The organism is Rhodococcus sp. DMF-1 (genome assembly GCF_021441945.1).
Taxonomy (GTDB): Bacteria; Actinomycetota; Actinomycetes; order Mycobacteriales; family Mycobacteriaceae; genus Rhodococcus; species Rhodococcus ruber.
Genome location: NZ_CP090442.1, coordinates 1,064,456 through 1,083,227, shown reverse-complemented (window position 1 = coordinate 1,083,227; position 18,772 = coordinate 1,064,456). Strand labels below are relative to the sequence as shown.

Below are 18,772 nucleotides of genomic sequence, written 5' to 3'. Positions count from 1 at the left end.
TTGTCGGTCCTCGGTCAGAGCTTCTCGGCTGCCGCCTTGGACGTGAGTGCCGTCGCCGCCTCCGCGACCGACGCCGCCTCCGTACGGGACGTGCCGGTGAAGCCCACCGCGTCGAGCACGTACGCGGTTTCGCCGTGCACGACGACGTCGAGGCCTTCGTATTCGGTCTCCGGGTCGACGCGCAGGCCCATGACCAGGTCCAGACCCTTGGCGATGATCCAGGTGACCGCGAAGGAATAGGCCAGCACCGCGAGCACGGCGACGGTCTGGGTGCCCAGCAGACCGAATCCGCCGCCGTAGAAGAGCCCGGTGGCACCGCTCGGCGCCGCCGGCACGGCCAGGAATCCGATGAGAATCGTACCCAGGACACCGCCGACGAGGTGGATGCCCACGACGTCGAGCGCGTCGTCGTAGCCCAGGCGGAACTTCAACGAGATCGCGAAGCAGCACAACGCGCCGGCCAGGGCGCCGACGACGAGCGCGCCGATCGGCGAGACGGCACCACAGGCCGGGGTGATCGCGACGAGGGCGGCGATGAGGCCGGACGCCGCACCGAGTGTGGTGGCGTGGCCCTCCCGCAGCCTTTCGACGATCAGCCAGCCACAGATGCCGGCACACGCCGCGGCGAGGGTGTTGAGCACCACGACGGAGGCGCTGTTGTTCGCGGCGAGCGCGGAACCGCCGTTGAAGCCGAACCAGCCGAAGAACAGGATGCCGGCACCGAGAACGGTCAGCGGAAGGCTGTGCGGCCGAGGCGGATTGAGGAACGATCGGCGCTTGCCGAGCACGAGGATCACCGCGAGAGCCGCGATGCCGGCGTTGATGTGCACGGCGGTGCCGCCGGCGAAGTCGACCGCGCCGAGGGTGTTGGCGATCCAACCGCCGACGACGGACCCGTCCTCCGAGTCGAACGCGAACACCCAGTGCGCGACGGGGAAGTACACCAGCACTGCCCACAGCCCGGCGAACACCATCCAGGCCGAGAATTTCATGCGGTCCGCAAGGGCGCCGCACACGAGGGCGACGGTGATGCCTGCGAACAGCAGCTGGAATCCTGCTATCAGGGCCGGGGGCAGCCCCGGTTCGGCCGGCGCCGCGAGCAGCTGGCCGAGCCCGAGATACTCGAGGGGGTTGCCGAGCAGTCCGGCACCGCCGAGCGAGTCTCCGAGCACGGCCGAGTAGCCGAACAGCACCCACAGGACTCCGACCAGTGCGAATCCTGCGAACGTCATCATGATCATGTTGAGCGTGCTGCGGACGCTCACCATGCCGCCGTAGAACAGCGCGAGCCCGGGAACCATCAGCGAGACCGCCGTGAAGGCCGCGAGAATCCAGGCGGTATCGGCGGCAGCGATTGCCTCTTCCATAGGTGTCCACCTTGTCCAGTCCCGAGGGATCGCCCCTCGTCCGTGTCGCGGTGACTGTCTTATGTTGTTAATCACCGTCACCTGAGAGTGAACTCGCTGTGTAATGTGCGTGGGAGCCGCCGGTGAACTTCGTGTAACGGCAGCTCGCGCCCGGAACTGCCACCCCCGATCGCTCGCTCGGCGGCAACCGGTAGCGTTCGAACTGGTATGCGCATCTCCCGCGGGTGAGGATGGACACATGACTCGACACGGTCCGCTGCACGACATCGTGGAATCCGACCTGGAGGTCACCGGGCCGAAGGACCACGCCGCCGGTGTCCCGGCGGTCCTGGTGTCGCTGAAGCGCGCCTACGAACAGATGGGCGTCGCCCGCACCGCCGCGACGCTGCCGCGTCTGAACCAGCGGCACGGCTTCGACTGCCCGGGCTGCGCCTGGCCCGAGACTCCCGGTCACCGCAAACCCGCGGAGTTCTGCGAGAACGGCGCCAAGGCCGTCGCCGAGGAAGCCACCCTGCGCACGGTCACGCCCGAATTCTTCGCCCGGCACTCCGTCGCCGAGTTGTCGCAGAAGACCGACTACTGGCTCGGACAGCAGGGCCGGCTGACCCATCCGATGGTGCTGCGCCCGGACGCGAGCCACTACGCCCCGATCGAGTGGGACGACGCGTACCGGCTGATCGCCGACCACCTGCGCGACCTGCCCACCCCGGACCACGCCGTCTTCTACACCTCGGGCCGCACCAGCAACGAGGCCGCGTTCCTCTACCAGCTGCTGATCCGCAGCTACGGCACCAACAACATGCCCGACTGCTCCAACATGTGCCACGAATCGTCGGGCAGCGCACTCGTCGAGAGCATCGGAATCGGCAAGGGCTCGGTGTCGGTGCCCGACCTCGAACAGGCCGACCTGATCCTCATCGCCGGACAGAACCCCGGCACCAACCATCCGCGCATGCTCTCCACCCTGGTGAAGGCCAAGGAGAACGGCGCGAGGATCATCGCGATCAATCCCCTGCCCGAGGCCGGGCTGCTCCGGTTCAAGGACCCGCAGCGCGTCGACGGCGTGCTCGGGCACGGCACCGACATCGCGGACGAATTCCTGCAGATCCGCCTCGGCGGCGACCTGGCCCTGTTCCAGGGACTCGGCAGGCTCCTGTTCGAGGCGGAGGACGCGGCCCCCGGCACCGTGATCGACCGGGCTTTCGTCGACGCCCACTGCGCGGGCTTCGACGCGTACGAGCGGCACATCCGCGCGGTGGATCTCGGCACGGTCGTCGAGGCCACCGGGCTGAGCGAGGAGCAGCTGCGCGCCACCGCCGCGGACCTGGCGCGCTCGCAGCGCACCGTCGCGTGCTGGGCGATGGGACTGACCCAGCACACCCATGCCGTCGCCACCATCGCCGAGGCCGTCAATCTCCTGCTGCTGCGGGGAATGATCGGCAAGCCCGGCGCGGGTGTGTGCCCGGTGCGGGGACACTCCAACGTGCAGGGCGACCGGACCATGGGCATCTGGGAGAAGATGCCCGAGTCGTTCCTCGCCGCGCTCGACCGCGAGTTCGGCATCACGAGTCCCCGCGCACACGGGTACGACACCGTCGACGCGATCCGTGCGATGCGCGACGGACGGGCGAGCTTCTTCATGGCGATGGGCGGCAACTTCGTCGCCGCGACCCCGGACACCCGTGCCACCGAGGAAGCGCTCCGGCGCTGCGACCTGACGGTGCAGATCTCGACCAAGCTCAATCGCAGCCACCTCGTGCACGGCCGCACCGCACTGATCCTGCCCACTCTCGGCCGGACCGACCTCGACGTGCAGAAGAGCGGCAGACAGCTGGTCTCCGTGGAGGATTCGATGTCCATGGTGCACCTGTCCCGCGGCCGGCTGCACCCCGTCAGCGACGAACTGCGCAGCGAGGTCGCAATCGTGTGCCGGCTCGCGCGCGAGTTGTTCGGCCCCGACCACTCCGTCCGGTGGTCGGCGTTCGAGGGCGACTACGACCTGATCCGCGACTCGATCGGGCGCGTCGTGCCCGGCTGCGAGGACTACAACACGAAGGTCCGCCGACGCGACGGGTTCCAGCTGCCGCACCCGCCGCGCGACAACCGCGAGTTCGACACCCCCACCGGCAAAGCCAACTTCAGCGTCAACGACCTCGTCTGGGTGCCCACTCCCCCGGGCCGGCTCGTCCTGCAGACCCTGCGCAGCCACGATCAGTACAACACCACGATCTACGGACTCGACGACCGCTACCGCGGCGTGAAGAACGGCCGCAAGGTCGTCTTCGTCAACGCCGAGGACATCACCGAACTGGGCCTGACCGACGGCGATCTCGTCGATGTCGTGTCGGAGTGGCAGACCGGGGACACGGTCGAAGAACGCCGGGTGAAGAGCTTCCGGGTCGTCGCCTACGACACCCCGCGCGGCAACGCCGCCGCCTACTACCCGGAGACCAACCCGCTGGTGCCGCTCGACCACGTCGCCGAGAAGTCCAACACCCCGGTCTCCAAGGCGATCGTCGTGCGGCTCGAACCGGCCGGGACGGACTGATGGGCCGAGTCACCGCCCGCCGGCCCGTCCTGCGGATCACCGCGGACGGGCAGGCGCGCCGGCCGGACAGCCTCGCGGTGGAGGAACCGCTCGAGATCCGCCTGGACGGCCGCGCCCTCACGGTGACCATGCGGACCCCGGGACACGACGTGGAACTCACCCACGGCTTCCTCCTCGCGGAGGGCATCATCGGCGGCCGCGAGGACGTCGCCGTGGTGCGCTACTGCGACGGGGTCGACGACACCGGCGCCAACACGTACAACGTGCTCGACGTGCAGCTCGCGCCCGGGGTCGCGGTGCCGGACGGGGCGGGCGCACGCAACTTCGTCACGAGTTCCGCATGCGGGGTGTGCGGGAAGGAGTCCCTCGATCAGGTGCGCACCCGTACCCGGTTCCCGCTGACCGACGGTTTCGCGGTCTCCGCCCGCGCCCTCACCGGAATGCCCCCACGGATGCGTCAGCGGCAGAAGGTCTTCCAGAGCACCGGGGGCCTCCACGCCGCAGCGCTGTTCACCCCCGACGGCACCCTGCTGGCGCTACGGGAGGACGTGGGCCGGCACAACGCGGTCGACAAGGTGCTCGGCTGGGCGCTGACCGAGAACCGGATCCCGTTGTCGGACAGCGTGCTCGTCGTCAGCGGGCGGGCGTCCTTCGAGCTGGTGCAGAAGGCCGTGATGGCGGGAGTACCGGCGCTCGGCGCGGTTTCGGCCCCGTCGTCGCTCGCGGTCGATCTCGCCGCGGAGGCGGGCCTGACACTGGTCGGCTTCCTCCGCGGCGACTCGATGAACGTCTACACCGGCACCGTCGCGTGAATCGACGGTCCGGACCTCAGCTGCAGACGGCCGCCGGCGCCTCGCCGGAGCTCACCTCCTCGACGAACGAGCGCACGTCGTCGTGGGCGGCCTCGAGCACGCCGCGGTGGTCGGCGCCGTCGTAGACCTCGTACGAGACAGGGGATCCATTGCTGCACAACGAGTTCGTGACCTCGTCGGTGATCTGGCGGGAGACGAGCACGTCGGTCGTCCCTTGCACGACGAGCGTCGGCACGGTCAGCGTCAGGGCTTCGGGTTCCTGCGTGGCGAAGTACTCGGTCAGGCGACCGACGTCGGCGCCGGGCGCGAACACCTGGTCCACGGGCACGGTTGCGGCCGCGGCGCGCACGTCGTCCATGCACCCGGTGCGCGCCGCCGCGAGCAGCGGCCGGGAGGCGTCGGTGAGCATCGCGTCGGCCGCGATGTCCGGGTCGGCGGCCTCGGCGCCGAGCAGCAGGACGGGCAGGAAGCTCAGCGCCTGCGCGATGCCCGGACCGCCGGTTTCGAAGTAGGCGGCCGTCTCGCTGGTGCGGCTGCCCGGCGCATAGGCGACCGCTCCCTGCAGTTCGAGCTCGGGGGCGCGCTCGGCGCCGTGCGCGGCGGTGAACAGCGCGGCGTGCCCGCCCTGACTGTGGCCCATCGCCGTCCACCGGGTGCCGACCCCGGGATCGGCCTCGCGTGCCGCCCGCACGATGTCGACGACGGTGTTCGCGGCGCTGTCGCCGTTCATGTACGGGTGGCCGCCGGGCGTGCCGAGCCCCTCGTAGTCGGTCTGCACGACGACGTAGCCGTCCGCGACCCACCGATCGAGCATGGCGGTGGTGCGGGACAGGTAGCCGTGGGCGGGCCCGCCGACCGTGTCGGCGGACGGTGCGCAGGCGTCCCCGACACCGGTGGTGCCGTGGGCCCAGCTGATCACCGGCCACCCACCGTCGGGCGCATCGCCCCGGGGGATTGCGACCGTCCCGGATACGAGGATCGTGCGGCCGGCCGCATCCTCGGACAGGTAGGTGATCAGGTCGGTACGCGCCGCACTGGGCAGTGCCGCAGCGGTGGTCAGGGGGCGGGAGCTGACGAGTGCACCGGGTGCGCGCTCGGACGGCGGCGGATTCGACTCCGAACACGCCGATGCAGCCACTACCGAGGACAGAGCGAGCGCGACGACGATGCGCCTGCCGGAAAGTCGGGTCACGAGTTCCTCCGTTAAGATGCTCGTATTAAATGGAAAGTTGAGCTTCTTAGTACAGTGGACGTCATGGTCGTGTCAACGGGTCGTCTCGCCCTGCTCGATGCCGCGGAGGAACTGATCGCGCACCGCGGCATTCACGGCGTCTCGGCGCGGGAGGTGGTCAAAGCCGCCGGTCAGCGCAACAATTCGGCCGTCGCGTACCACTTCGGGTCGTGGCACGGACTGCTCGACGCGGTGTGGACCCGGCACGCACCGCGAGTCAACGCGGAACGGGCCGCCCTCGTGGACGCCGCCCGCCTCGACACGCCGCCGCGCCTGGAACGGCTGGTCTTCGCCTACGTCCACCCCCTCACGACCGAGGTCGCCCGCGGCCGGCCCAGCTACTGGGCCCGCTTCAACGAGCAGTGGCTCGCCGTGGCGCCCCTGGAGTTCCTGACGATCCCCGCCTCCGGCGCGTCCCGTGCCGACTACTACCCGACCGACGAGTCGCTCACGGTGCTCACGTCGCTGTTCGAGGCGATCGTGCACAGTCTCGAGCTGGCCGAGGCCGAGGCCCGGCGCCGGGTCGGCCTGACGGTGCGGTTCGTCATCGGCTCCTACGCCGCCTGGGAACGCGCCCACGACGTGGGGGAAGCGCCCGAACTGGGAGCGTTCGAGTCGGAGATCGTCGATCTGGCCTGCGCGATGCTCCGCGTGCCCAAACGGTAGCCGCCCCGGAGGACGCACCCGGACGTGCCGGTCAGACGGCGACCTTCTCCGCTTCGATCAGGGCGGTCATGTGCGCGAGCATCCGCTCCGCATCGGGCTCCACGCCGGTGAAGATGCGGAATGCGTCGACGGCCTGGAAGACGGCCATCCCCGCCCCGGTCAGCGTCGGGGCGCCGAGCGCCCGAGCCCGCAGGACGAGCTCGGTCTCGATGGGCCGGTAGACGACCTCGGCGACCCACAGGTCGGGCCGCAGCAGCGCCGGGTCGAAGGCCGTCCCGGGGTGGGTGGCCATGCCGACGGGCGTCGCGTGGACGAGGCCGTCGGCGGCGGCCAACAATCGGGGCAGCTCGTCCGGCGTCGCCGAACCGACAGCGGCGCCCGGGAACAACACGGTCAGCTTGTCGCGCAGTGCGGTGGCTCGCGCGAGATCGGCGTCGACGACGGTGAATTCGCGCACGCCGCGGGTGAGCACCGCATAGGCGACCGCCGCACCGGCTCCCCCGGCCCCGAGCTGGACCACCCTGTCGAGGGCGACACCGCCCAGACCCCGGTCGAAGTTGCGACCGAATCCCGACCAGTCGGTGTTGTGCCCGATCGCCCGGCCTCCGTCGAAGAGGACGGTGTTGACGGCACCGAGCCGGCTCGCCTCCGGGGAGAGGTCGTCGAGGTGCTCGATGACCGCCTGCTTGCACGGATGGGTGATATTCAGGCCACGGAAGCCCAGGTCGTGCGCGGAGCGGAGCAGCCGCGGCAGATCGGCCACCGCCAGACCCAGCACGTCGAGGTCGACGATCTTGTAGACGTAGCGCATACCCTGTCGCGCGCCCTCCGCCTCGTGCATGGGCGGGGTCAACGACGCACCGATGCCGGTTCCGATGAGGCCGCAGAGGATGGAGTCGGTCATGGCGGGCCTTTCCCAGCGCAATGTACGAACTAGTGAGTTACAAGACACAGCGTACGGCCACGGAGGGCGCCGGCACAACACCCGGTCGATAGGGTGGCGCCATGGCAACCGAGCAGACCACCGGCCGACGCCGCCGCAACAGCGACCTCACCAGGGAGAACATCCTCGAGGTGGCCACGGCGGAGTTCGCGGACAAGGGGCTGTCCGGAGCCCGGGTCGACGAGATCGCCGAGCGCACGCAGACCACCAAGCGGATGATCTACTACTACTTCGGCGACAAGGAGGGCCTCTACCGGGCCGTCCTCGAGAACTCGTACGGAACGATCCGCGCCCAGGAGCGGGAGCTGGACCTCGCGGACCTCGGCCCCGTGGAAGCCATCCGCACGCTGGCCGAGGCCACGTTCGACCATCACGACCAGCACCCCGACTTCATTCGCATCGTCGCCAACGAGAACATGCTCCGCGGCGAGCACATCCGCCGGTCGACCCGGCTCGCCGGCCTGGGGGCGCCCGCCGTCGACGTGCTCACCGGCATCCTCGAACGCGGCCGGGCCGACGGAATCTTCCGCGACGGCGTGGACGCTCTCGACATCCACCTGGTGATCAGCAGTTTCTGTGTCTTCCGCACCGCCAACCGGTACACCTGGAAGGCACTGTTCGACCAGGATCTCGCCACGGACGAACTGCGGACCCGGCACCGGCGGATGCTGGGCGATCTCGTGGTCGCCTACCTGACGACCGCGCCCGACTGAGCGACCCCGACGCCACGGCACACCGGCACGCCTCCCGAAAATTTATGAACTATCTAGTTCATACATCTTGCGGTGGGCGTGTGATGGCGCCTACATTCGGAACGACGCAGAACGAACCCGGGTTCGTATCTCGAACATCCCCCATCTTTTCCGCACAGGAGACGCGATGACCGCGCACACCCTCGACACGCCGGAGAATTCCGGTATGACGACCGCTGCCCGCCCGCACGACACCACCAAGGTCAAGCGCGCGGCGTCGTCGGCCTTTCTCGGCAGCATGCTCGAGTACTACGACTTCTACATCTACGCCTCCGCCGCTGCCCTGATCTTCCCGACGGTGTTCTTCCCCGACAGCGGGCACGCGGCACTGCTGTCCCTGTCGACCTTCGGCGTCGCCTACGTCGCGCGTCCCCTCGGCGCCGTGGTCCTCGGCCACTTCGGTGACCGGGTCGGGCGCAAGAACGTCATGCTGTTCACCCTCATCCTGATGGGTGTCGCCACCTTCGGCATCGGCCTGATCCCCAGCGCCGAGTCGATCGGCGTGCTCGCCCCCGCCCTGCTCGTACTGATGCGCATCTTCCAGGGCATCTCCGCCGCCGGCGAGCAGTCCGGCGCCAGCTCCCTGACCCTCGAGCACGCCCCGCAGAACCGTCGCGCATTCTTCGCGAGCTGGACGCTCAACGGCACCCAAGCCGGCTTCATCCTCGCCAGCCTGGTGTTCCTGCCCGTCGCGGCCATGCCCGACGACATCCTCTACAGCTGGGGCTGGCGCGTCCCGTTCTGGGGCAGCCTGCTCGTGCTCGTCGCCGCGTACGTCATGCGGCGCAAGCTCGAGGAGCCTGAGGAGTTCGCGGAGACCAAGAAGGCCGACGACGTCGCCAAGCTGCCGGTGGCCGACCTGCTGCGAACCCACTCCGCCAACCTGGCTCGCGTGGTCTTCTGCGCCTTCGTCGCGGTCGTGAGCACGATCTTCGCCGTCTTCGGCCTGGCGTTCGCGACCAGCGACGAAGTGGGCATCGCCAAGTCGACGATGCTCGCGGTCGCGATCGCCGCCAACGCCGTCGCCCTGTTCAGTCAGCCCGCCCTCGCCGCCCTGTCGGATCGCGTCGGCCGTAAGCCCGTCTTCGTCACCGGCGTCCTCGGCTCGGCGGTGTTCGTCTTCGTGTACTTCCAAGCCATCTCGACCGGTAACGTCGCGCTGATCTTCGCCGCCGGCATCGCCCTGATGGGTCTGCTCTACGCCGCACCCAATGCGATCTGGCCGTCGTTCTACGCCGAGATGTTCAACACGAAGGTCCGCTACTCCGGTATGGCGATCGGAACCCAGCTCGGCTTCGCCATCGCCGGCTTCGCCCCCGCCATCGGCACCGCGCTCATGGGCGGCGACCCGACGAACTGGCTGCCCGTCGCCATCCTCACCTCCGGCGCCTGCCTGGTGTGTGCGGTCTCCGCGCTGTCCGCGAAGGAGACCTTCCGCACCCCGTTGCGCGAGCTCGGCAACCGGATCTGACCCTCCCCCTCAGGGACCGAATGTCACATCGCGTCGATCACATCGATGCGATGTGACATTCGGTCACACAGGTTCCGGACATACGAGTAGGCCCCGCCACGTCGTGTGCCGGGGCCTACTCCGTGTTCCGCGATCAGGCGGTCTTGTCGCGACGCTCGCGCTCGGGCTTGCGCGGCACGATCGTGGGAAGCACGTTGTCGTTGACGGTTTCGGCGGTGACGACCACCTTGGCGACGTCGTCGCGGCTCGGGATGTCGTACATCACCGGCAGCAGGACCTCCTCCATGATGGCGCGCAGACCGCGGGCGCCGGTACCACGCAGAATCGCCTGGTCGGCGACGGCTTCCAGGCCGTCCTGGGTGAACTCGAGTTCCACCCCGTCCATTTCGAAGAGCCGGACGTACTGCTTGACGAGCGCGTTCTTCGGCTCCGACAGGATCTGCACGAGCGAATCCTTGTCGAGGTTCGTCACCGAGGCGACGACGGGCAAGCGACCGATGAACTCGGGGATGAGCCCGAACTTGATCAGGTCTTCGGGCATGACCTCGGCGAAGTGATCGGTGGTATCGATCTCGGCCTTCGACTTCACCTCGGCGCCGAAGCCGATCCCGCGCTTGCCCACCCGGTCCGAGACGATCCGCTCGAGTCCGGCGAAGGCACCGGCGACGATGAACAGCACGTTGGTGGTGTCGATCTGGATGAACTCCTGGTGCGGGTGCTTGCGCCCGCCCTGCGGCGGCACCGACGCCTGGGTGCCCTCGAGGATCTTCAGCAACGCCTGCTGGACGCCCTCACCGGACACGTCGCGGGTGATGGACGGGTTCTCGCTCTTGCGGGCGATCTTGTCGACCTCGTCGATGTAGATGATCCCGGTCTCGGCGCGCTTGACGTCGTAGTCGGCCGCCTGGATGAGCTTGAGGAGGATGTTCTCGACGTCCTCACCGACGTAGCCGGCCTCGGTCAGGGCGGTGGCGTCGGCGATCGCGAACGGCACGTTCAGCATCTTCGCCAGGGTCTGCGCCAGGTACGTCTTGCCGCAGCCGGTGGGTCCGAGCAGCAGGATGTTCGACTTGGCCAGCTCGATCGACTCGCCACGCGTATCGCGCGCCTTCTCGCCCGCCTGGATGCGCTTGTAATGGTTGTAGACCGCCACCGCCAGGGTCCGCTTCGCGGAGTCCTGCCCGATGACGTAGTTGTCGAGGAACTCGCGGATCTCGGCCGGCTTGGGCAACTCGTCGAGCTTGACCTCGTTGGACTCGGCCAGCTCTTCCTCGATGATCTCGTTGCACAGGTCGATGCACTCGTCGCAGATGTAGACCCCTGGGCCCGCAATGAGCTTCTTGACCTGCTTCTGGCTCTTTCCGCAGAAAGAACATTTGAGCAGGTCGCCCCCGTCACCGATACGTGCCATCTGTCAGGTCCCTACTTCCTCGTGAGCGTGCAACCGATCCCGCGACCGCCGACAGCGCCGGTCCGGGGAGCGGGCCCTTGGAACGACCGTACCCGGAGACAGCGACGGCGGTCGACCGGTTCCGGGCGATTCGGGCCATTATTTGTGCGCCGCAGCGGCAACGCCGCTCGAGCACACCGGCCCGGTCCCGGAGGCGCGCGGGGCGCACTCCGGGCCGGGCCGAGGCGGTTACTTCTGAGCCGAGAGCTTGCGGTACTCGAGCACGTTGTCGATCAGACCGTAGTCGACGGCCTCCGCGGCGGTGAGGATCTTGTCGCGGTCGGTGTCCTTGCGAATCTGGTCGGGATCCTTGCCGGTGTGCTTGGCCAGCGTCGTCTCCATCAGGCGGCGCATGCGCTCGATCTCCGCTGCCTGGATCTCCAGGTCGGACACCTGGCCCTGGATGCCGCCGGTGGCGGGCTGGTGGATGAGCACGCGGGCGTTGGGCAGGGCGAGCCGCTTGCCGGGGGTGCCGGCAGCGAGCAGCACCGCCGCCGCCGATGCGGCCTGGCCGAGGCAGACGGTGGTGATGTCGGCCCGCACGTACTGCATGGTGTCGTAGATCGCCATCAGTGACGTGAAGGAGCCGCCGGGCGAGTTGATGTACATCGTGATGTCGCGGTCCGGGTCCAGCGACTCGAGCACCAGCAGCTGAGCCATGACGTCGTTCGCGGAGGCGTCGTCCACCTGCACGCCGAGGAAGATGATGCGTTCCTCGAAGAGCTTGTTGTACGGGTTGGACTCCTTGACGCCGTAACTCGAATGCTCGATGAACGAAGGCAGGATGTAGCGGCTCGCCGGGGATGCGGGGGCGGTGCCCCCAGGTGCGGCAGCAGCTTGGCCGCCGAGCTGGCGCGGATCGAACAGGTTGGTCATCGCTTCTCCAGGAATTCGTGGGGCGTAGAGCGGATCGGGGGGCTCGGAACTAGTTGCCGGTGCCGCCGGCCTGCTGCGCCCGCGAGACGACGTGATCGACGAAGCCGTACTCGAGCGCTTCCTTGGCGGTGAACCAGCGGTCGCGGTCCGAGTCCTTCGTGATCTGCTCGACGGTCTGGCCGGTGTGCTCGGCGATCAGTTCCGCCATTTCCCGCTTGGTGTGCGCGAACTGTTCCGCCATGATCGCGATGTCACTCGCGGTACCGCCGATACCGGCGGACGGCTGGTGCATCATGATCCGCGCGTGCGGCAGGGCGTACCGCTTGCCCCGCGTGCCGGCCGAGAGCAGGAACTGCCCCATGGAGGCAGCCAGACCCATCGCGAAGGTCGCCACGTCGCACTCGACGAACTTCATGGTGTCGTAGATCGCCATGCCGGCTGTGACGGATCCACCCGGGGAGTTGATGTAGAGCGAGATGTCGCGAGTCGGATCCTCCGCGGACAGCAGCAGGATCTGCGCGCAGAGCTTGTTCGCGATGTCGTCGTCGACCTGGGTACCGAGGAAGATGATCCGCTCGCGCAGCAGCCGCTCGTAGACCGAGTCGCTGAGGTTGAGCCCAGCGGTGGCCGAGGTCATCGTGGGACCGATGGATGTCGCCGGATTCTGAGGAGTCACGGTACCTGCCTTCTCGTCAATCGTGGATTGCTGACACTGACAGTAACGAAGTGGGGCGGCACCGGATGCCCGGTGCCGCCCCACTTCGCTCAAAGCGGAAATTTCCACTCGGCGTACCCGGCGGAGGACCGTTGCCACGCCCCGCATGCAATCGCGCGGTGCGGCAACGGATCTCGGCCGACTACTCGGATTCGCCCTCGCCGGCCGGAGCCTCGGCGTCCTCGGACTCGTCGTCGCTCTTCGTGCCGAACAGCTCGGAGGTGTCGACCGTGGCGCCACTGGTGTCGGTGACGGTCGCGCGGTCGACGACGCTGCCGAGGGCCTTGCCGCGACGGACGTCAGCGTAGACGGCGCCCAGCTGGTTCGCCTGGCCGATCTGCTGGATGAACTGCTCCGGCGGAATCCCGTAGCGCTGCGCCTGGAAGAAGATGCGCTCGGTGAGCTCTTCCTGCTCGACGGTGGTGCCTTCGGCCTCGGCAATCGCGTCGAGCAGCAGCTGCACCTTCACGGCGCGCTCGGCGGACTCACGGGTGTCCTTGTCGAACTCCTCGCGGCTCGAGCCCTGCTCTTCGAGGAGCTCGTCGAGCTTGGTCTCGTCGTGATCGAGCGCGTGGATGGCGTCGTGCAGGGCGCCGTCGATCTCGGCCTGGACGACGGCCTCGGGCAGCGGCACCTCGACCGTCTCGAGCAGCACGTCGAGAACCTTGTCGCGGATCTGACCGGCCTGCTCGACCTTCTTGACCCGGGAGACCCGCTCGCGCAGGTCCGCCTTGAGCTCGTCGAGGGTGTCGAACTCGCTCGCGAGCTGGGCGAACTCGTCGTCCTCGGCGGGCAGCTCGCGCTCCTTGACACTGTTCACCGTGACGGTGACGACGGCCTCGTCGCCGGCATGGTCACCGGCGACCAGCGTGGTGGTGAACTCCTTCGACTCGCCCGCGGACATGCCGACGAGCGCCTCGTCGAGGCCGTCGATGAGCTGACCCGACCCCACCTCGTGGGACAGACCGGTGGTGGAGGCCTCGGGGACCGCCTCGCCGCCGACGGTCGCGGACAGATCGATGGACACGAAGTCACCGTCCTGCACCGGACGCTCGACACCGGTGAGGGTGCCGAAACGCTGACGCAGCGACAGCAGCTGCTCCTCGACCGCCTCGTCGGTGATCTCCACGGGATCGACGGTGACCTCGATGGTGGAGAAGTCGGGCAGGGCGATCTCGGGCCGGACATCCACCTCGGCGGTGAAGACGAGCTCGACGTTGTCCTCGAGCTTGGTGATGTCGACCTCGGGCTGGCCGAGGACCTTGACCTCGTTGGCGGTCACTGCCTCGCTGTAGCGGGCCGGGATGGCGTCGTTGACGACCTGCTCGAGCACGGCGCCCCGCCCGACGCGGGCCTCGAGCAGCTTGCGCGGAGCCTTACCCGGCCGGAAGCCGGGCAGTCGGATCTGGCTGGCGAGTGCCTTGAACGCGCGGTCGAAATCAGGCTGGAGCTCCTCGAAGGGCACCTCAACGTTGATACGGACTCGCGTCGGGCTGAGCTGCTCGACGGTGCTCTTCACGGACATGCTCCTTCTGTCGTGCTCGTGTGTCGTTCTGTTCGTGCTCGTGTGTCGTTCGATCAAGCTGTCACCGGGTGCGCGGTCTTCCACCCGGTTCTTCCTGGTCGGGATGACAGGATTCGAACCTGCGACCCTCCGCTCCCAAAGCGGATGCGCTACCAAGCTGCGCCACATCCCGTCAACACCGGCACCCGGAACCTTCCGGGGACCCGCGGGAGAATCCTACGGCCCCCCGATTATGAAATCCAAAGCGAGGTTCGGTACAGTCTGTTCCTGCACGCGGCGGACCCGGAAACCCGGGTCGATCGCATGCATGGGGATGTAGCTCAATGGTAGAGCCCCAGTCTTCCAAACTGGCTACGCGGGTTCGATTCCCGTCATCCCCTCCACCGGACCGTCACCGGTCCCGCCGCTCCTCGGCGTCGGCGAATTCGCAGAACGCGGTGTACGCCCGCGAACCGTAGATCGTCGCGGGCCCTCCCTGCATGAGGAATGCGACGCCGATCGCCTCGGCCGCCTCCTGCCTGCTCGCTCCGGCACGGACGGCGCTGCGCGCATGAGAGGCGATGCAGCCGTCGCATTCGTCGACGACGCCGATCGCGAGGGCGATCAGTTCCTTGGTCCTGGTATCCAGGGCTCCGGGAGCGAAGGCGGCCTTGCTCAGTGCGTTGAAACCCTGATAGACCTCGGGGATCGCCGCACGCAGCGCCCGGTGCTGCGGATTCAGTACGTTGAGGATTTCCTGGTAGTGCCCGTGCTCGCTCATGAGCCGACGGTAGACATCCACCCCCGGCGCGGGCATCGAATCGGCGGATTCGGGGCGTGTCACACAGCGTGCGAGAGCCGCAGCAGCCCGTCGATCTCGTCGGTGAAGGCGCGGACGAGATTCTCGGGATCGGGCACCCGGTCCGCGTCCGCCTTGAAGCCGACCCGGACCCTGCCGCTGTAGCTGAAGATCGAGACACCCAGGGTCTGCTCGCCTGCGCCGGGCACCCAGGCGAGCACACCGCGGATCTTCGTTCCTCCCAGGTACCGGTCGCCCGTCGGGCCGGGGACGTTGGTGGTGACCCCGATCGCCTTGTCGGAGAAGAAGTCCACGAAGAACCTCTCCAGTTCCGGGCCGGTACGCCCGATCGCCTTGATCAGGCCGAAGGTGAGGGTCACCTCCGGTGAGTGCTTGATGACCTCCATGCGCCGGTGGGTCTCGACGATGCGTTCGAGCGGAGTCGCCAGCGCCGACGGGTATTTGAAGAGCACCAGTGCGAACTGGTTCCCGAGTTCCTTCGGGAGGGGCTGGTCGAGGGGGCGAACGTTGACGGGCACCATCGTGGGTACGTCCTGCGGCTCGCCGCCGTGCTCACGGATGTACGTCGCGAGTGCGCCGGCGACGGCTCCCATGAGCACGTCGTTGACGGTGGTGCCGGTCTCGTGACCGATGTGCTTGATGTCGTCGAGCGGAAAGGGCTCGCACCACACCGCGCGCTTGGCCGTTCCCGGTCGGCCACTGAGCGGCGTGTGCGGCTTGGGACCGAGCACGAGCTTGTCCGCGATCCCGCCGGTGCGTTCGACCTGGGTGAAGGCGTCTCCCAGGACATGCGGGTCGAGCAGTTTGGGCAGGTCCCACAGCATGTGGGCGACTCCGGACGCGGCACCGGCGGTGGTCGCTATCGCGGTGCCGGCCAGTTTGGCCGCGCCCTCGAGGAGACCGGCACGGTGCTCGGGCTCGGTAGCCCCGGGGGCGTCGAGGTCACTGTCCGGAGTCTCGCCGGTCATCGAGAGCATCACCTGGTTGAGCGCGATGCCGTCGGCGATGCAGTGGTGGAGCCGGGTGTAGACGACGGCTCCGTGCCGGTATCCGTCGACGAGGTGCATCTCCCACAGCGGGCGGTGACGATCGAACGGCACCGGCATCCGCTGCTCGATGTACCGCTGCAGCGTCGCGTCGTCACTGCGGGGCAGGGTCGTCCAGATCAGGTGGTTGTCGAGATCGAACGCCGGGTCGTCCTCCCAGTGCGGCGACCCGATGTGGGTGCGCGGTTGCACCGGGCGTTGCCGGAAAGCGGGGTAGGCGTCGACGAAGCGGCGTTGCACGAGGGACACCACGCGCGACCAGTCCACGGGCCCCTCGAAGAACATCAGCGAGTCGATGATCATGAGGTTCTCGGGCCGGTCCATGTTGAGCCAGATGGTGTCCACCGGCCCCATCGCTCTGTTCACCACGGATGTCCCTTCTCGAGTGGGCGTCTACGAGTTTTTCACCGGCACGCGGACCGCGGAAGGGTCATTGGCCCTCGGACCGCGACGCGAACACCCCGCCCAGCTCGCGCAGGGCGGGGTGTTGCCGCGGCGGAGAATGCGGTGGAGGCGCAGTCTCGTCGAGGTGCGGTCAGCGGCGAAAGAGTCCGCCGAGGGTGTGTGCCTGCGCACCGGGGGTGGTGTCCTGGCCGCAGGTGCAGCGCTCGGGTGCGGGCACGGAACGCATGACGGCATCGACATGCTGGCCGCAGCCGCCCCAGCCGGTCTTCCCACAGTTCGGGCAGGTGACGGGGTAACACATGGGGTCCTCCTAGGGGTGACAGGGTCGGCGTCAGGCGCCGGCGGCGGCCTTCTGGTCGGCGATCCGGGCGTGGACCTCGGTCATGTCCAGCGCCTCGATCTGCCCGATGAGGTCTTCGAGGGCGGCCGCGGGCAGGGCGCCGGGCTGGGAGAAGACCAGGACGCCCTCTCGGAACGCCATGATCGTCGGAATCGAGCGGATGTCGGCCATCGCGGCGAGCTGCTGCTCGGCCTCGGTGTCGACCTTGGCGTGCACGATGTCCGGGTGCGCCTGTGACGACTTCTCGAACACCGGGGCGAAGGCGCGGCACGGACCGCACCACGACGCCCAGAAGTCGACGAGGACGATGTCGTTGCCGAGGATTGTGGACTCGAAGTCCGCGAGGGTGAGATTCTTCGTTGCCATCGGATGGTTCCTTTCGTTCTCGTCGGCGCCGGTCAGGCGGGGACGTGGGCCTCGGCCCAGGCGTTGTACCCGCCGAGCAGGTCCGACACGTTCTCGAAGCCCTGCGCCCGCAGCAGCGACGCGGCCACACTCGACCGCCACCCGCCGGCACAGTGCACCACGATCGGCTTGCCGGTGGGCACCTGCTCGAGCCGCGCCCGCAGCTGCGCCAACGGAATCGGCACCGCCCCCGGAATCGTCCCGAACTCCCGCTCCCCCGGATTGCGGATGTCGACCAACGCCACCGCCTCCGCGGCGAGCATCTCGTCGAGCTCGGCGACCGTGGTGCGCGGCGCGCTCTGCACCAGCTCCGCCAGCTCCGCCGGGAACACCCCGTCGTGATCGACCGTCAGGTACCCCAGCGCGTTGTCCGACCCGATCCGGGCCAGCCGCACCGCCGCGTCCTGCTCCTCCCCCGGATAGGTGATCAACACGATCGGCTCCCCCACCTCGGCGACCATGCCGCCGGTCTCGGCGAACCGCCCGTCGAACCCGACGTTGACCGACCCGCGCAGATGCCCCGCCGCGAACTCGTCCACGCTGCGCGCATCGAGCACCCGGGTCCCGGCGGCCAGCTCCGCGCGCACCCGCTCCGGGCCCAGCGCCGGGATGGCCCGGCCCTGATCGAGCAGCGGATGCAGGCTCTTGTTCAACCCGGCATCGACCGAGAAGTACGACGGCGCCGCGGGCTGGCCCTCGGTGACCAGCGCGACGAACGCCTCCTCGCTCATCGGCTGCACCGACGGGTTGCTCACCCGCTGCTCCCCGATCGTCGAGGTCAGCTCCGCCGACAGGTTCTTCCCGCACGACGAGCCGGCGCCGTGCGCGGGCATCACGGTGACCTGATCGGGCAGGGTCAGCAGCTTCTCGTGCACCGTGTGGTACATCGCCCGGGCCAGGTCCTCGGTCGACGAATCCCCCAGGTTCACCAGGTCCGGCCGGCCCACGTCCCCGATGAACAGCGAATCCCCGGTCAGCACCGCCGTCGGCGTCGCGCCCGGATGCTCGCGCACCAGCACCGAGATCGACTCCCAGGTGTGCCCCGGGGTGGACAGGATCTCGAGGTCCACCTCCCCGAGCGAGAGGTGCTCGCCGTCGCGCAGCCGGCGGATCGGGTAGTCCGCCTCGGCGGCCTCGCCGAACCCGATCCACGCCCCGGTCGCCTCGAGCAGCTCGAGGTGCCCGGAGACGAAGTCGGCGTGGAAATGGGTGTTGATCACACCCTCGATGCTCAGCCCGTGCCTGCGCGCGTCGTCGAGGTACTCGGTGACGTCCCGGCGCGGATCGACCACGATCGCCCGGCCGGTGCCCTCGTCACCGATCAGGTACGACGCGTGCGACAGGCACTCGATGTAGTACTGCTCGAGAATCATTCGGTTCTACCTCTCCTCGGCCGCGAAGACCGGTCGCGTTCTGCGTTG

16 protein-coding genes and 2 tRNA genes are annotated in these 18,772 nt (G+C 68.5%); 6 read left to right on the top strand and 12 right to left on the bottom strand.

From position 1 onward, the window contains the following. Nucleotides 1-14: 14 nt before the first annotated feature. Nucleotides 15-1,367, bottom strand: coding sequence for an ammonium transporter (locus tag LZP97_RS05035; protein ID WP_010592828.1), 1,353 nt, complete (start codon nucleotides 1,365-1,367; stop codon nucleotides 15-17). A gap of 238 nt (nucleotides 1,368-1,605) precedes the next feature. Here LZP97_RS05035 and LZP97_RS05030 point away from each other — a divergent pair, with 238 nt between their 5' ends. Beyond that, nucleotides 1,606-3,915, top strand: a complete 2,310-nt coding sequence (locus tag LZP97_RS05030) for an FdhF/YdeP family oxidoreductase (protein ID WP_017680502.1) — start codon at nucleotides 1,606-1,608, stop codon at nucleotides 3,913-3,915. After that, nucleotides 3,915-4,727, top strand: a complete 813-nt coding sequence (fdhD, locus tag LZP97_RS05025) for a formate dehydrogenase accessory sulfurtransferase FdhD (RefSeq protein WP_017680501.1) — start codon at nucleotides 3,915-3,917, stop codon at nucleotides 4,725-4,727. Before LZP97_RS05030 ends, fdhD begins: the two co-directional genes overlap by 1 nt. Nucleotides 4,728-4,743: 16 nt before the next feature. On the opposite strand, the gene LZP97_RS05020 is transcribed toward fdhD, so the two are convergent. Continuing rightward, nucleotides 4,744-5,919 (bottom strand): alpha/beta hydrolase family protein, encoded by a 1,176-nt coding sequence (locus LZP97_RS05020; RefSeq protein ID WP_040271701.1) that lies wholly within the window; start codon nucleotides 5,917-5,919, stop codon nucleotides 4,744-4,746. Nucleotides 5,920-5,982: 63 nt separating this feature from the next. Between LZP97_RS05020 and LZP97_RS05015 the strand changes: the two genes are divergently transcribed. Next, nucleotides 5,983-6,624, top strand: a complete 642-nt coding sequence (locus LZP97_RS05015; protein WP_225222741.1) for a TetR/AcrR family transcriptional regulator — start codon at nucleotides 5,983-5,985, stop codon at nucleotides 6,622-6,624. A 31-nt stretch (nucleotides 6,625-6,655) separates the two neighbouring features. On the opposite strand, the gene LZP97_RS05010 is transcribed toward LZP97_RS05015, so the two are convergent. Beyond that, nucleotides 6,656-7,528 (bottom strand): shikimate dehydrogenase, encoded by an 873-nt coding sequence (locus LZP97_RS05010; protein ID WP_040271699.1) that lies wholly within the window; start codon nucleotides 7,526-7,528, stop codon nucleotides 6,656-6,658. 101 nt (nucleotides 7,529-7,629) lie between these two features. Here LZP97_RS05010 and LZP97_RS05005 point away from each other — a divergent pair, with 101 nt between their 5' ends. Continuing rightward, nucleotides 7,630-8,280: a TetR family transcriptional regulator gene (locus LZP97_RS05005; protein ID WP_040271698.1), complete on the top strand. Its 651-nt coding sequence runs from the start codon at nucleotides 7,630-7,632 to the stop codon at nucleotides 8,278-8,280. A gap of 166 nt (nucleotides 8,281-8,446) precedes the next feature. Further along, nucleotides 8,447-9,790 carry an MFS transporter gene (locus LZP97_RS05000; protein ID WP_010592835.1) on the top strand — a complete coding sequence of 448 codons (1,344 nt, stop codon included), beginning with the start codon at nucleotides 8,447-8,449 and terminating at the stop codon, nucleotides 9,788-9,790. Between the two features lie 133 nt (nucleotides 9,791-9,923). On the opposite strand, the gene clpX is transcribed toward LZP97_RS05000, so the two are convergent. From clpX to LZP97_RS04975, 5 genes are all read right to left on the bottom strand, one after another. After that, a complete protein-coding gene (gene clpX / locus LZP97_RS04995; protein WP_040271697.1) occupies nucleotides 9,924-11,201 on the bottom strand; it encodes an ATP-dependent Clp protease ATP-binding subunit ClpX in 1,278 nt (425 codons plus the stop codon). A gap of 228 nt (nucleotides 11,202-11,429) precedes the next feature. Beyond that, nucleotides 11,430-12,116, bottom strand: coding sequence for an ATP-dependent Clp protease proteolytic subunit (locus tag LZP97_RS04990; RefSeq protein WP_003938128.1), 687 nt, complete (start codon nucleotides 12,114-12,116; stop codon nucleotides 11,430-11,432). 49 nt (nucleotides 12,117-12,165) lie between these two features. Then, nucleotides 12,166-12,792 carry an ATP-dependent Clp protease proteolytic subunit gene (locus LZP97_RS04985; protein WP_003938127.1) on the bottom strand — a complete coding sequence of 209 codons (627 nt, stop codon included), beginning with the start codon at nucleotides 12,790-12,792 and terminating at the stop codon, nucleotides 12,166-12,168. A gap of 181 nt (nucleotides 12,793-12,973) precedes the next feature. Next, nucleotides 12,974-14,350, bottom strand: coding sequence for a trigger factor (tig, locus tag LZP97_RS04980; RefSeq protein WP_026137695.1), 1,377 nt, complete (start codon nucleotides 14,348-14,350; stop codon nucleotides 12,974-12,976). 101 nt (nucleotides 14,351-14,451) lie between these two features. Continuing rightward, a tRNA-Pro gene (locus LZP97_RS04975) sits at nucleotides 14,452-14,528 on the bottom strand. Nucleotides 14,529-14,665: 137 nt separating this feature from the next. On the opposite strand from LZP97_RS04975, the gene LZP97_RS04970 reads away from it, so the two are divergent. Next, a tRNA-Gly gene (locus tag LZP97_RS04970) sits at nucleotides 14,666-14,739 on the top strand. A gap of 8 nt (nucleotides 14,740-14,747) precedes the next feature. On the opposite strand, the gene LZP97_RS04965 is transcribed toward LZP97_RS04970, so the two are convergent. The 4 genes from LZP97_RS04965 to LZP97_RS04950 form a co-directional block, all read right to left on the bottom strand. Beyond that, nucleotides 14,748-15,116, bottom strand: a complete 369-nt coding sequence (locus LZP97_RS04965; protein ID WP_010592839.1) for a carboxymuconolactone decarboxylase family protein — start codon at nucleotides 15,114-15,116, stop codon at nucleotides 14,748-14,750. Nucleotides 15,117-15,175: 59 nt separating this feature from the next. Then, nucleotides 15,176-16,567 (bottom strand): wax ester/triacylglycerol synthase family O-acyltransferase, encoded by a 1,392-nt coding sequence (locus tag LZP97_RS04960; RefSeq protein ID WP_234574981.1) that lies wholly within the window; start codon nucleotides 16,565-16,567, stop codon nucleotides 15,176-15,178. 370 nt (nucleotides 16,568-16,937) lie between these two features. After that, nucleotides 16,938-17,312, bottom strand: a complete 375-nt coding sequence (gene trxA / locus LZP97_RS04955) for a thioredoxin (protein ID WP_010592841.1) — start codon at nucleotides 17,310-17,312, stop codon at nucleotides 16,938-16,940. A 32-nt stretch (nucleotides 17,313-17,344) separates the two neighbouring features. Next, on the bottom strand, nucleotides 17,345-18,724 hold the full coding sequence (locus tag LZP97_RS04950; RefSeq protein WP_102030781.1) for an MBL fold metallo-hydrolase: 1,380 nt from the start codon (nucleotides 18,722-18,724) through the stop codon (nucleotides 17,345-17,347). Nucleotides 18,725-18,772: the final 48 nt, after the last annotated feature.